Below are 12485 nucleotides of genomic sequence, written 5' to 3'. Positions count from 1 at the left end.
GGCCCGTAGCCCAGCCTGTCAAACCGCCTAGCGCCGGCAGATCGCCAGGAAATCGTGGGCCGGGGCGAAGGCGTTCGGCAAGATCAGCCGCCGGCCGGTCAGGATGACCATGATTTCGCCAGTGTCGGCGATGTGGGTGAGCACCGGGTCGGCGGCGTCGAGGTGGAAGTCGATGTCCATGGCCCCGGGGAATTCGTCGTCGGCGTGACCGGCGCCTGTGTAGCGGTTCCAGATCTTGCCGGAGTGGATTTCGGCCACGGCGCCGTCGCCCGACCGCCCCACGATCGTGACCGTCACCGCGCCGGAGCGTGGTTGGCAGGTCATCATCAGGCGCACCTCGTCGGTGGCCGCAACGCCAAGCACAAGCTTGGCCCCTTCCTCGCGGGTCGCGGTGACGCCCCAGGTCATCCGTGGCCGGTCGGCCGGCAGCGCGCAGCCGCTGAGCGCGGCTGCGGCGGCCAGGGCAAGAATGGCGAAACGGCGCATCATCCGCGGAGTTCGCGCCGCTTAGAACGGCGAGAACTTCTCCATGATCGACTGCAGCGCCGGGGTCTTCTGGACGCGGCTGATGTCGCCGCGGCCGCCGTAGTTGATCCGCGCTTCGGCGATCTGGGTGTGCAGGATGGTGTTGTTGGAGGAGATATCCTCCGGGCGCACGATGCCGGCGATAGTCAGCTGGCGCACCTCGGTGTTCATCTTCACTTCCTGGGTGCCCTGGATCACCAGATTGCCGTTGGGCAACACGGACGAGACGACCGCAGCGATCGTCAGGCTGATCTGCTCCTGGCGGTTGACGGCGCCGACGCCGTCGCTGGTGGTCTTGGCGTTGGTGCTGACCGCGCTGGCCGGATTGAAGCCGCTCGGCAGGATCTTCCCGAGAGTCGACTCCAGGCCCAGCAGGTTCGGGATGCCCAGGTTGTTGGTGGAGGTCCGGCCGGCCGTGGTCTCATTGGTGGTCTTGGCGGAGTCGTTGATGTTGATCAGCACGGTCAGGATGTCGCCGACCTTGCCGGCGCGCTGGTCATTGAAGAAGGTCCTGGCGCCCGTGCGCCACAGCGAGTTGGCGGTGGCCGGCGCCGGGGCGTTGGCCTGGGCGATGATCTTCTGATCCAGGGGCGCCAGCGCGGCGGGGTAGCCCACCGGGGCGAGCTCGGGGCCCTTCACGGCCTCCTTGATGGTGGAGCAGGCGCCCAGCGGCCCGAGCACGAGCAGGGCGGCGGCGATGGCGAAACGGGTGCGCATGAAGCGGTCTTCCTCTTAACGGGCGGCGTAGCGGAGCGAGCGGGCGGTCTTGATGTCCTGGGCGGCGGGGCCGACCACGGCCTGGCCGGGTCCGGTCACCATCGTCTGGACAGTCTTCTTGGATTGGGTGTTGAGCACGGCCAGGGCCTCGCCGACGCCGGCGGTTCCCATCGCCTTGCCTTCCAGGGACAGCAGGATGCCGTCGGCCTCGTAGGTGACGGTGACCAGGTCGCCCTGCTTGATGACGGTGGCGGCGCCCACGTCGCGGGCCAGCACCACAGCGCCGGCGCGCAACGGCCGCTTGGCCGCCTGGCCGATCACGGCCTCGGCGTCGGAGGGGCTGTCGGCGGGAACGGCGGCGACCTTGATCCAGGTGAGGTCGGTCGGCTGCACGATCTCGCCGGCGTTCAGGCTGCGGGTGTAGGTCAGCACCTCGACATTACCGCGTGCGGCGCCGGTCGGGCCCGCGCCGGAGCCGCCGGTAAGGCCGGCGCGCACCACGATCTTGCGTAGGCCGTCGGGATTGTCCCAGTCGAGGCCGGCGCGGCGGGCCGCGGCCTGTACGGCGGCGGCGTCCAGCACCACGGTCTGGCCGGTGCGTTCGGCGACCGCGACGCGGCCGGCGGGGCCGGCGCCATCGAAGAGGTCGCCCAGGGTGACGGTCGTGTCGCCGCTGGCGGTGTCGGCCTTCAGGCTGACGGCGTGGCCGGCGAGCGCCGGGCCGGCCAACGCCAGGGCCGCTAAGAGGGTGAGAGCGAGGCGCATGCCTTAGGACTTCATCTGGTTGGTGACGCCCAGCATGTTGTCGGCGGTGGAGATGACCTTGGAGTTCATCTCGTAAGCGCGCTGGGCGACGATCAGGGAGGTGATCTCGGTCACCGGATCGACGTTGGAGGCTTCCGTGTAGCCCTGGGTCAGGGTGCCCAGGCCCTGCACGCCGGGGACGCCCGTGACCGGCGGGCCGGACGCGCCGGTTTCCAGGTAGAGATTGCCGCCCTGGGCGGAGAGGCCACCCTCGTTCATGAAGCTGGCCAGTTCGATCTGGCCCACCGTGGTGGGAGCGGGCGTGCCGGGCACGGTCACCTGCACCTGGCCGGCGGCCGAGACGGTGACGGCGGTGGCGGTCTGCGGGATGGAGATCGCCGGTTGCACCAGATAGCCGTCCTGGGTGACGAGCTGGCCCTGGTCATTGACCGAGAAGTTGCCGGCCCGCGTGTAGGCGGTGTCGCCGCTCGGCGTCAGCACCTGGAAGAAGCCGCGGCCGTTGATCGCCAGGTCGTACTGGTTGCCGGTCTGGGTCAGCGCGCCTTGCGTGCCGATCCGGTAGACCGAGCCGGTCTTCACGCCGGCGCCGATCTGCACGCCCGTCGGGACGATGGTGCCCTGACTGGACGACTGGGCGCCCGCCTGCTCGACCGTCTGGTAGAGCAGGTCCTGGAACTCGGCCCGCTGCTTCTTGTAGCCGACGGTGTTCATGTTCGCGATGTTGTTCGAGATGACCTCGACGTTCATCTGCTGCGCGGCCATCCCGGTCGCGGCGGTGCGTAGAGCTTGCATGGCTCAGATCCTCACTAATTCGCCTTGCCGAGCCGCGCGACGGAGTTGCGCGACAGATCGGATTCGGCGGACATCATCTGGGAGACTTGTTCGTAGGCCCGGCTGACCTGGATCATCTTGGTGATCTGCAGGATCGGGTTGACGTTGGAGCTTTCCAGCATCCCCTGGCGCAGCTTGGCGGTGTCGGCGGCCGTCGGGGTCTGGTTCGATGAGTTCTGGTAGTAGTTGTCGCCGGTCTTCTCGAGCGCCGACAGGCTGTCGAACTTGTAGACGCCGATCTTGCCGACCTGCTCCTTGCCCTGGCTGACGATGCCGTCAGGCGAGATGGTGATCTCACCGGGCTTCTGCGGGTCGATGGTGATCGTGCCGCCGCCGTCATCGGCGACCGGGTCGCCGGCCTGGGTGGTGATCAGGCCGTTGGCGTCGGTGCGCAGGTGGCCGTCGCGGGTGAAGCGGTCGCCGTTCTTGGTGGTGACCTTCAGGAAGCCCTGGCCCTCGATGCCCACGTCCAGCGCCGCGCCGGTGTTCTTCAGCGTGCCCTGACCGAAGTCGCGGGCCACGCCGTCGGCGCCCACGAACTTCACAGGCCGCGGTCCGCCGAGCGTGAAGGCGGGCGCGCCCGGGACCTCCTTGGTCATCAGGGATTCGAACTTGAAGCCGGTGGTGTCGGCGTTGGCGATGTTGTTGGCGACGATGTCCATCTGGCGCTTGAGCACCATCTGGTTCGACAGTCCGACGTAGAGGGCGTTGTCCATGGATTCCTTGCAGCGTTTTGGACGCGACACTTTCGCCCAGACCAGCTGCAAGCTTCGGGCCAGTTTGAAACCCGAACAAAATCAACAAATAAGAAAGTTAACGGGCGCCCGGCGGCGGAAAATGCCGGGCAGGCTTGTCACTCATTAACGTCCGTTAAAAACCGCGCGTTAACCAACTTGGCCACAAGAGTGAGCGTGTAAGGTTCTAAGGAACGCGCGCGTGGCCGAAGACAAGGTCAAGGAGGCTCCCGAAGGGGAAGCCGCCGAAGGCGAAGAAGCTGAGGGCGCGAAGCCCAAAAAGAAGCTGCCGATGAAGCTCATGCTCATCGCGGGCGCCGCTGCGCTCGTGGTGCTGGGCGGCGGCGGCGCAGGCGCCTTTTTCCTGATGAAGCCGAAGCCTGAGGCGGCGGCCGGCAAGGACGGCAAGAAGAAGCCCGCGGCCAAGAAGAAAGACGACAAGGGCAAGAAGGACGACAAGAACGCGGCCGTGGTCCGCGAGGGCCCTGACGGCGTGCTGTTCTACACGATCCCCGATGTCGTCGTGAACATGCAGACGGCTGATGGCCGGCCGACCTTCCTGAAGCTGAAGCTGACCCTCGAACTGCCCGACCAGGCCACGGTCGACGAGCTGGAGCCGAACATGCCCAGGCTCCAGGACATGTTCCAGACCTTCCTGCGCGAGCTGCGCCCCGAGGATCTTTCCGGGTCCCAGGGCTCCTACCAGCTGCGCATGGAGATCCTGCGCCGGGTGAACCTGGTGATCGCCCCCAACAAGGCCAACGCCGTCCTGATCGAGGAGATGCTGATCAACTAGCGCGTCCTCCCCAAGGAGGGCCGCGCAGCGATCACAGTGACGCATGGCCGACGAACCCGAAGACAACACCGAAGAGATTCCAGGCGTCGCCGCCGGCGCCCAGGCTGAAGCCGCGCCCGGTTGGGACGACGGCGACAGTCAGGCCGAACGCATCCTCAATCAGGACGAGATCGACAGCCTGCTGGGCTTCGACCTGTCCGAGGAAGAGGGCGGCGAGCGGACCGGAATCCGCGCGATCATCAACTCGGCCCTGGTCTCCTACGAGCGCCTGCCGATGCTGGAGATCGTCTTTGACCGGCTTGTCCGGTTGATGACCACCTCCTTGCGGAACTTCACCTCCGACAACGTGGAAGTCAGCCTCGACAACATCTCGTCGATCCGTTTCGGCGACTACCTGAACTCGATCCCGCTGCCGGCGATCCTGTCGGTGTTCCGCGCCGAGGAGCTGAACAACTACGGCCTGCTGACGGTCGACTCCAACCTGATCTATTCGATCGTCGACGTGCTGCTGGGCGGCCGTCGCGGCACCGCGGCCATGCGCATCGAAGGCCGGCCCTACACCACCATCGAGCGCGTGTTGGTGCAGCGGATGGTCGAGGTCGTGCTGGCCGACGCCCGCGAGGCGTTCGAGCCCTTGACGCCGGTGACCTTCACCCTGGACCGCCTGGAGACCAACCCGCGCTTCGCCGCCATCGCGCGCCCGGCCAACGCCGCCATCCTGGTGAAGCTGCGCATCGACATGGAAGATCGCGGCGGGCGCATCGAGCTGCTGCTGCCCTATGCGACGCTCGAACCCATCCGCAAGATGCTGCTGCAGCAGTTCATGGGTGAGAAGTTCGGCCGCGACAACATCTGGGAAGGCCACTTGGCCACCGAGCTGTGGACCACCCAGATGGAGGTCCGCGCCGTCCTGGACGAGCAGCAGATGGGCCTCAAGAAGGTGCTCGACCTGAAGGTCGGCGACACCCTGATGCTCAACGCCACGCCCGACAGCCTGATCGAGCTCCGCGCCGGTGTCATCCCGCTCACCCGCGGCCGCATGGGCCGCCGCAACGCCCACATCGCCGTCCGTGTGGAGGCGCCTCTGTCGCCCCACGCGCGGCAAGCCGTGACGAGGACATCATGAGCTTGATCGGTCTGGCCATGAACGCGCTGCTCGCCATGCTTTTGCTGGCCGCGCTGATGATGGGCTGGCGCCTGAACCGCCGCCTGAAGGCCCTGCGCGACAGCCATGACGGCTTCGCCGCTGCTGTCACCGACCTGAACGCCGCCGCCGCGCGCGCCGAACAGGGCCTGGCCGACCTGCGCGCCGCCACCGACGAGGCTGTCGACCTGCTGGCCGACCGCATCGACAAAGGCCGCAGTCTGGCCATCAAGCTCGAGCGCTTGGTCGAACACGCCAATGTTCCGCAACGCGCCGCACCGGCGCCGGCCGCGACGCCCGACGATCCGGTGGCCGAACGCCGCCTCGGCGCCCTGCTGGCCGCCGCACGCGAGATGCGTCCGGAGCGGACGATGCCGCCCCTGCGCGCCGCCACGCCCGACCGCGCGACAGCCAGCGAACGTTCCGTGCTCGAGCGCCAGATCGCCCGCGCCCGCCGCCTCGCCGAGGACGACCTCTTCGACGACGAACCCCTCACTCTTGACGACGTCCGTGGAGCCCGCCGGTGAAGTCCATGCCCCGCATCCTGCCGCTGGTCGGCATCGCGCTTGGCGGCGTTCTGGCGATCAACGCCCTGGCCGGCGCGCGTGATCTGCCGGGGATGCTCTCCGGCGCCCGCGCCTGGGCCGAGGACGCCGCCGCCCCGACCAAGCCGGTCAAGAAGTCCGCCGCCAAGAAACCCGCCGACGCCAAGGCCGCTGACCCGGCCGCCGCAGCGCCTGCGGCCGTTCCGGCCGCGCCCGCCATCCCGGGCGGCGCTGTCGCTCCCACCGGCTCAGCTACGGACGCCGCGGCCACTGCCGGCCTGCCGCCGCCGACCATCCAGCCCAAGGGCGTCTGCGCGCCCACAGCGGCGGAACTGGCCAAGGAAGCCGGTCTCTCGCCGGCCGAACTGCAGGTGCTGCAGAACCTGGGCGCTCGCCGCGGCCAGCTCGACCAGCGCGAAGCCGACCTGTCCACCCAGCTCGCGCTCCTGGCCGCCGCCGAAGCCAAGCTCGACGCCAAGGCCAAGGTGCTGACCGCGCTGAAGTCCGACATCCAGGGCCTGCTGACCCAGGCCGACGGCCGCGAGCAGGCCGAGGTCGACCGGCTGGTGAAGGTCTACGAAGGCATGAAGCCCAAGGACGCCGCCGCGCGCATGGCGATCCTGGAAGACGGCGTGCGCCTGCCGATCGCGGCGAAGATGAAGGAGCGTTCGCTCTCCGCCATCGTCGGCCAGATGCCGCCGCAGGACGCCAAGAAGCTCACCGAGTCCCTGGCCCACCGCTTCGCCGCCGCCCAGACCCTGGCCCAGAACGCCCAGGCCCAGGCCGACGCGGTGGCCAGCAAGACCGCCGCCGCCGACGATCCGGCCAAGGCCGCGCCCGCCAAGGCCAAGCCCGTCCGCGCCGCCAAGAAGGCTCCCCCGCGCAAGAAGGCGCCCGACGACGCCACGGCCGCCGCCGACAAACCGGCGGACAAGCCCGCCGCCGCCGAACCCGCCGCGCCGCCTCCGGCGAAAGCCGGATAGCGAATGAACCTGCGCCAGACCCTGCGCGCAGGTGTGGCGGCCATCGCCGTCGCCAGCGTCGTCGCGCCCGCCGGCGCGGCGACGTCGTCTATTGATGTGCGTGTCGCCCAGTCCGACGGCTTCTCCCGCGTGGAATTCCGCGGGGCCCCCGACGCCAAGGTGAAGAAGGACGGCCAGGTCCTGGTCTTCACCTTCCCGCGGGACGCCGACCCGGATATCGCGCGGCTGCACACCGCCCCGCCCAAATGGATCAAGACCGCCGAGAAGAAGCATATCGGCGGCCATCTGCAGCTGTCGATCACCCTGACCGACGACGCCGATTACAAGGTGGGTTCCGCTGACGGGGCGACCTTCGTCAACGTCTTCCAGAAGGCGCCGCCGACCGCCGCCGAACTTGCCGCAGCCAAGGCCGCGATCCCCGAGCCTCAGCGCCCCAACCCGGTCCCGGCCGGCGGCGTGGTCCACATGGCCGCCAGCGTCAACAACGCCCAGGTTCAGTTCGGCTTCACCTGGGCCAATCCGGCCGGCGCGGCGGTGTTCCGCCGGGGCGACGCGATCTGGGTGGTGTTCGACGCGCCGGCGGTGATCGACGTCGGTCATTCGCCTAAGGGCCTGGTCCAGTACAGCGCGATCTCCTCCATGAAGGGCGGCGACTATTCGGCCGTGCGCATCGAGGCGGCCCATGGCGTGCCAGTCTTCGCCACCTCCATCGGCAACACCTGGACCATCGCGCTTGGCCCCGGCGATGAGGGCTCGCCCAGCGTCGTGCGCCTTTCCCGCGATGAGGCCGAGGGCCCCGCGACGCTGAAGGCGGCCGTGGCCGGCGCCACCAAGATCGTCCAGATGGCCGACCCGCAGGCTGGTGACACGCTCGACGTGGTCACCGCGCTTGGCCCCGCCAAGGGCCTGCCCAGCCGCCGCGACTATGTGCAGATGGCGGTCCTGCCCTCGATCCAGGGCTTGGCCATCGAGAGCCATATCGACGACCTGGAGGTCGCCCGCGACGGCGACATCGTCCGCATCGGCCGCAAGGTCGGCCTGGCTCTGTCGCCCAGCTTCGCGACCCAGGAGGACGCCCGCCTGACGGTGGACGCGCCCAAGCCGGCCGCCATGCCGGCCCTGATCGACGCCGACTGGAGCAGGACCGGGCCCAAGGGCTTCCTCGACCGCTATCAGCACCTGCTGAGCGCCGCCACCGTGGAGTCGGCCAACAAGGACAAGGCCGCGCCGGTGGGCGCGCGCATGGCGCTGGCTCGCTTCCTGGTGGGCTCAGAGCTCTCCTTCGAGGCGATCGGCGTGCTCAACGACACCGCCCGCGCCAATCCGCAGCTGATGGATAATCCGGAGTTCCGCGGCCTGCGCGGCGTCGCCCGGGTAATGGCTCGCCGCTACAAGGAGGCGGACGCGGACTTCTCTGCGCCGGTCCTGGCCGAGGACCGCTCGAGCGCGCTCTGGAAGTCCTACATCGCCAGCAAATTGGCCCAATGGCCCGAGGCCCGCGCCCAGTTCGTGAAGGGCGCCGAGGCCTACAACATGTTCCCGCCGACCTGGCGCGCCCGCTTCGCCCGGGCCGACGCCCAGGCGGCCCTGGCGCAGGGCGATCTGCTGAGCGCCGACGCCCGCATCCACCTGGCCCTGGCCGACAAGACCGACGTCTATGAAGAGCTGGCCACCCGCCTCGTGCAGGCGCGGATCATCGAGCAGCAGGGCCACAAGGACCGGGCGCTGCGGATGTATACCGCCATCGCCGGCGCGCCGCGGGAATCGCTGTCCTCGCCGGCCCTGCTGCGCGCCACCCAGATCAAGCTGGAGATGGGCAAGGCCACGCCCGTCCAGGCCGCCCAGGTGTTCGACGGCCTGCGCTACCGCTGGCGCGGCGACGCCACCGAGCTGGAGACCATCCGCGCGCTGGGCCAGCTCTATCTGAGCCAGGGCCGCTACCGCGAGGCGCTGGAGGCGTTGCGCTCGGCCGGCACCCGCCTGCCGGACCTGCCCGAGGCGCTGCAGCTGTCGTCCGACCTCAACGCCGCGTTCCGCGGGCTCTTCCTCAACGGCAGCGCCGACGGGCTGGAGCCGGTGCAGGCGCTGGCCCTGTTCTATGACTTCAAGGAGCTGACGCCGATCGGCGCCGACGGCGACCTGATGGTTCGCAAGCTGGTCCGCCGGCTGGTCGACGTGGACCTGCTGGACCAGGCCGCCGAGCTTCTGAAGTACCAGGCCGACAACCGCCTCGACGGCGTGCCCAAGGCCCAGGTCGCCACCGATCTGGCGGTCATCTACCTGATGGACAAGAAGCCCGAGCAGGCGATCCAGGCGATCAATTCCTCGCGCACCACGGTGCTGCCCGCTGCGCTGAACGCCGAGCGCCGGCTGGTGGAGTCCCGCGCCTGGATGGGCGTCGGCAAGTACGACACCGCGCTCGAGATCATCGAGAAGGACACCACCAAGGAGGGCCAGGACCTCCGCGCCGAGATCACCTGGAAGCAGAAGGACTGGGCCAAGGCCGGTCCGCAGTTCGAGAAGGCGCTCGGGGCCCGCTGGAAGGATCCGACCGCGCTGTCGGCCGATGACGAGGGCAAGCTACTACGCGCCGGGGTGGCCTACAGCCTGGCCGGCGACGACGCGGCGCTCACCCGCCTTTCCGGCCAGTACAAGGGCTTCTTCGACGCCGCCCACAATCCGGAGGCCCTGCGCATCGCGCTCACCGGCGTCTCCACCAACCGTCTGAGCGTCGCCGACTTCGGCCGGGTCAGCGCCGACAACGAGGCCTTCACCGGCTGGGTCGCCAAGATGAAGGACCGCTTCAAGACCCGGCCCGCGCCCACCGGCCCCACCAAGGCCGCCGCCGCGCCGGCCGCGCCCGCGAAACCCGCGCCGGCCAAACAGGCCCAGGCCGCGACGGGGACCGCCAAGGGCTAGCCTGACTTGCCGTAGCGGCAGGCAGGGTGGTGTCTCAGTTTGAAATCTGCCGCCGTTGACAAGCATTCCGCCTGAGCCAGGTCGCGGCTATGGTGGCGGGATGAATTGGCCAACCCCTCAGATGGCGCCCGGCGTGGCGATCATCGCCGTTTTCATATGCGGCGGCTGGATGTGGTCTAGCCATCAGGCGCTCGCGTTGGCCGTGCCGATCACATTGGCTGTAGCCGTGGCAGTCTATCTCTTCATCCGTCGATATGGACGTGAGCCTAATGCCTAAAGGCCCCCAAGGACAGAAGCGCCCCGCAGACGCCACCGCAGGCAGAGACCTTTTGACGTTCCAGTCAGATGCGCTCAGAATTGTCGCTGTGCCTCGTCCGGTTCGCCAGCTGAGGCGCGACGATCGAATTTTAAAAACCCTATAAATATCAACAAATTGAAATTTTTTCGTCGATCTGGATGCACTTGATGGCCTGGGCGGACTCGCCGCTTCGCCGCCGCTGCAACATTCGTGCAGGGAAACAGTGATATCCGGACGACGCAAAGCTGGGAGCTGACGCCATGAAACGCGCACTATTGGCCACCGCTGCGATTGCGGGCCTGAGCATCGCCGCCTTCGCCGCGCCCGTCGGCCTCGCGGCGGACACGCCGAACGCGACGCCGCAACACGTCGACGACTTCCAGCTGACCGACCAGACGCGTCTGGCGCAGCATCTCCATTACTTCGGCTATTCGCCGGCGATCGTGGTGATGACCCGGTCGAACGGCACGGCGGTCTCCAAGGAGGCGTCGGCGGCGCTGGAGAAGCTGAACGCCGCCTACAAGGACAAGGGCGTCGTGGTCTGGGCCCTGGACTCCAACCTCGCCGACAGCCGCGACTCGGTCGCCGCCGAGGCCGCCAAGCAGGGGCTGACCGTCCCGATCCTGATCGACGAGCAGCAGCTGGTCGGCGAACAGCTGGGCGTGCAGCGCGAAGGCGAAGTCTTCGTGATCAATCCCAAGACCTGGACCGTGGCCTATCGCGGCCCGATGGACGCCCACGCCGGCGCGGCGGTGGACGCCTTGCTGGCCGGCGCCGCGCCCGCCGTCACCCGGGTCTCCGACACGGTCGGCAAGCCGGTGGCCTTCCCGGAAAAGGCCCACGCGGCGGAGTTCGCCGACATCTCCTACTCGAAGACCGTCGCCCCGATCCTGCAGGAGAAGTGCGTCTCCTGCCACGTGAACGGCGGCATCGGCCCCTTCGCCATGAACAGCTATGCGGTGATCAAGGGCTTCTCGCCGATGATCCGCGAAACGATCCGCACCCGGCGCATGCCGCCCTATTTCGCGGACCCGCATATCGGCGTGTTCAAGAACGACCAGGGCCTGACCGCCGACCAGACCAAGACCCTGGTCCACTGGATCGAAGCCGGCGCGCCGCGCGGCGACGGGCCCGACCCGTTGCTGGCCAACGCCAGCAAGACCGCGCCGGAATGGCCGCCGGAACTCGGCAAGCCCGACGTCATCGTCGACCTGCCCACCTTCAAGGTCCCGGCCTCCGGCCTGGTCGAGTACCAGAACCAGGTGGTCGACAATCCCTTCAAGGAGAACACCTGGCTGAAGGCGATCGCCATGAAGCCCGGCGACCGGCGCGTGCTGCACCACGTGGTCTCCAACCACATCCCCGACCCGAACCAGCCGCCCGCGGCGATCCCGGGCGGCTCCGTTGGCTCATACACCCCGGGCGCCCAGCCGCAGGTCATGGCCGATGGCTCCGGCGCGCCGGTGCCGGCGGGCGGCAAGCTGCACTTCCAGATGCACTACACGACCATGGGCAAGGAGACGGTCGATAAGACCCAGGTCGGCTTCTACACGCTGAAGACCACGCCGGAGTACATCAAGCGCTCGACGGTGATCTCGACCTTCGCCCTCTACATTCCGGCGGGCGAGGCGCGTCACCAGGAGGTCGCCTACCTGACCTTCCCGGCCGACGCCTACCTCTACACGCTCTATCCGCACTCCCACTACCGCGGCTACCACGTGGAGCTGAAGGAGGTCCTGCCGGACGGCAAGGAGCAGATGCTGCTCAGCCTGCCGAAGTACGACTTCAACTGGCAGCGCGACTACGATCCGGTGACACCGATCCACGTGAAGGCCGGCACCAAGCTGGTCGCCACCTGGGTCTACGACAACTCGGTGCACAACCCGGCCAACCCGGATCCGAAGCGCAACGTCACCTGGGGCGAGCAGACCCCGGACGAGATGATGTACTTCCGGGTCAACTACCGCTGGGCGGACGAGACCACGACCCACGTGCGCAACGACCTGCAGGCCAAGCTGTTCGCCTCGCAGATGATGGGTTCGCTGGATTCGAACCTCGACGGCTTCATCGAGAAGAACGAGCTGAAGGGGCCGCTGGCCTACCTGCAGGCCAAGTTCGACGCGGCTGACGTCACCCACCGCGGCAAGCTCACCGCCGAGGAACTGGCCAAGATTCTGCCCAGCCGCCGGATGGCCCGTCAGAAGGGCGACACGCCCGACGTCTAACGC

Annotated in this window: 11 protein-coding genes; 6 read left to right on the top strand and 5 right to left on the bottom strand. The window is 68.3% G+C overall.

The window, feature by feature from the left end; translation table 11 throughout:
- Nucleotides 1–27: 27 nt before the first annotated feature.
- The 5 genes from VHS75_RS04605 to flgF are packed head-to-tail and all read right to left on the bottom strand — an operon-like array spanning nucleotide 28 to nucleotide 3554.
- Entirely contained in the window at nucleotides 28–489 is a 462-nt protein-coding gene (locus VHS75_RS04605; RefSeq protein ID WP_329637432.1) for a hypothetical protein, read from the bottom strand.
- Between the two features lie 18 nt (nucleotides 490–507).
- Entirely contained in the window at nucleotides 508–1242 is a 735-nt protein-coding gene (gene flgH / locus VHS75_RS04600) for a flagellar basal body L-ring protein FlgH (RefSeq protein ID WP_329637431.1), read from the bottom strand.
- Between the two features lie 15 nt (nucleotides 1243–1257).
- The gene (gene flgA / locus VHS75_RS04595; protein WP_329637430.1) at nucleotides 1258–2007 is read right to left on the bottom strand and encodes a flagellar basal body P-ring formation chaperone FlgA; all 750 of its coding nucleotides are present in this window, start codon (nucleotides 2005–2007) and stop codon (nucleotides 1258–1260) included.
- Between the two features lie 3 nt (nucleotides 2008–2010).
- The gene (gene flgG / locus VHS75_RS04590) at nucleotides 2011–2799 is read right to left on the bottom strand and encodes a flagellar basal-body rod protein FlgG (protein ID WP_329637429.1); all 789 of its coding nucleotides are present in this window, start codon (nucleotides 2797–2799) and stop codon (nucleotides 2011–2013) included.
- Nucleotides 2800–2813: 14 nt separating this feature from the next.
- Nucleotides 2814–3554 (bottom strand): flagellar basal-body rod protein FlgF, encoded by a 741-nt coding sequence (flgF, locus tag VHS75_RS04585; protein WP_329637428.1) that lies wholly within the window; start codon nucleotides 3552–3554, stop codon nucleotides 2814–2816.
- Nucleotides 3555–3774: 220 nt separating this feature from the next.
- On the opposite strand from flgF, the gene VHS75_RS04580 reads away from it, so the two are divergent.
- From VHS75_RS04580 to VHS75_RS04555, 6 genes are all read left to right on the top strand, one after another.
- A complete protein-coding gene (locus tag VHS75_RS04580; protein ID WP_329637427.1) occupies nucleotides 3775–4368 on the top strand; it encodes a flagellar basal body-associated FliL family protein in 594 nt (197 codons plus the stop codon).
- A 43-nt stretch (nucleotides 4369–4411) separates the two neighbouring features.
- Nucleotides 4412–5494, top strand: a complete 1083-nt coding sequence (gene fliM, locus VHS75_RS04575) for a flagellar motor switch protein FliM (protein ID WP_329637426.1) — start codon at nucleotides 4412–4414, stop codon at nucleotides 5492–5494.
- The gene (locus VHS75_RS04570; protein ID WP_329637425.1) at nucleotides 5491–6039 is read left to right on the top strand and encodes a DUF6468 domain-containing protein; all 549 of its coding nucleotides are present in this window, start codon (nucleotides 5491–5493) and stop codon (nucleotides 6037–6039) included. The genes fliM and VHS75_RS04570 overlap by 4 nt, the downstream gene beginning before the upstream one ends.
- A gap of 5 nt (nucleotides 6040–6044) precedes the next feature.
- Nucleotides 6045–7040, top strand: coding sequence for a MotE family protein (locus VHS75_RS04565; RefSeq protein ID WP_329637449.1), 996 nt, complete (start codon nucleotides 6045–6047; stop codon nucleotides 7038–7040).
- 3 nt (nucleotides 7041–7043) lie between these two features.
- Nucleotides 7044–9959, top strand: coding sequence for an endoglucanase (locus VHS75_RS04560; protein WP_329637424.1), 2916 nt, complete (start codon nucleotides 7044–7046; stop codon nucleotides 9957–9959).
- Between the two features lie 558 nt (nucleotides 9960–10517).
- Nucleotides 10518–12482, top strand: a complete 1965-nt coding sequence (locus VHS75_RS04555; RefSeq protein WP_329637423.1) for a redoxin domain-containing protein — start codon at nucleotides 10518–10520, stop codon at nucleotides 12480–12482.
- The last annotated feature ends 3 nt before the right edge of the window (nucleotides 12483–12485 follow it).

Source organism: Phenylobacterium sp., from assembly GCF_036264965.1.
Classification (GTDB): Bacteria; Pseudomonadota; Alphaproteobacteria; order Caulobacterales; family Caulobacteraceae; genus Phenylobacterium.
This window is presented reverse-complemented; position numbering and strand designations above follow the sequence as displayed.

Excerpts from the sequence above, each read along its gene's own strand:
- VHS75_RS04605 (WP_329637432.1), bottom strand. The coding sequence starts at position 489 with ATGATGCGCCGTTTCGCCATTCTTGCCCTGGCCGCCGCAGCCGCGCTC.
- flgH (WP_329637431.1), bottom strand. The coding sequence starts at position 1,242 with ATGCGCACCCGTTTCGCCATCGCCGCCGCCCTGCTCGTGCTCGGGCCG.
- flgA (WP_329637430.1), bottom strand. The coding sequence starts at position 2,007 with ATGCGCCTCGCTCTCACCCTCTTAGCGGCCCTGGCGTTGGCCGGCCCG.
- flgG (WP_329637429.1), bottom strand. The coding sequence starts at position 2,799 with ATGCAAGCTCTACGCACCGCCGCGACCGGGATGGCCGCGCAGCAGATG.
- flgF (WP_329637428.1), bottom strand. The coding sequence starts at position 3,554 with ATGGACAACGCCCTCTACGTCGGACTGTCGAACCAGATGGTGCTCAAG.
- fliM (WP_329637426.1), top strand. The coding sequence starts at position 4,412 with ATGGCCGACGAACCCGAAGACAACACCGAAGAGATTCCAGGCGTCGCC.
- VHS75_RS04570 (WP_329637425.1), top strand. The coding sequence starts at position 5,491 with ATGAGCTTGATCGGTCTGGCCATGAACGCGCTGCTCGCCATGCTTTTG.
- VHS75_RS04565 (WP_329637449.1), top strand. The coding sequence starts at position 6,045 with ATGCCCCGCATCCTGCCGCTGGTCGGCATCGCGCTTGGCGGCGTTCTG.
- VHS75_RS04560 (WP_329637424.1), top strand. The coding sequence starts at position 7,044 with ATGAACCTGCGCCAGACCCTGCGCGCAGGTGTGGCGGCCATCGCCGTC.
- VHS75_RS04555 (WP_329637423.1), top strand. The coding sequence starts at position 10,518 with ATGAAACGCGCACTATTGGCCACCGCTGCGATTGCGGGCCTGAGCATC.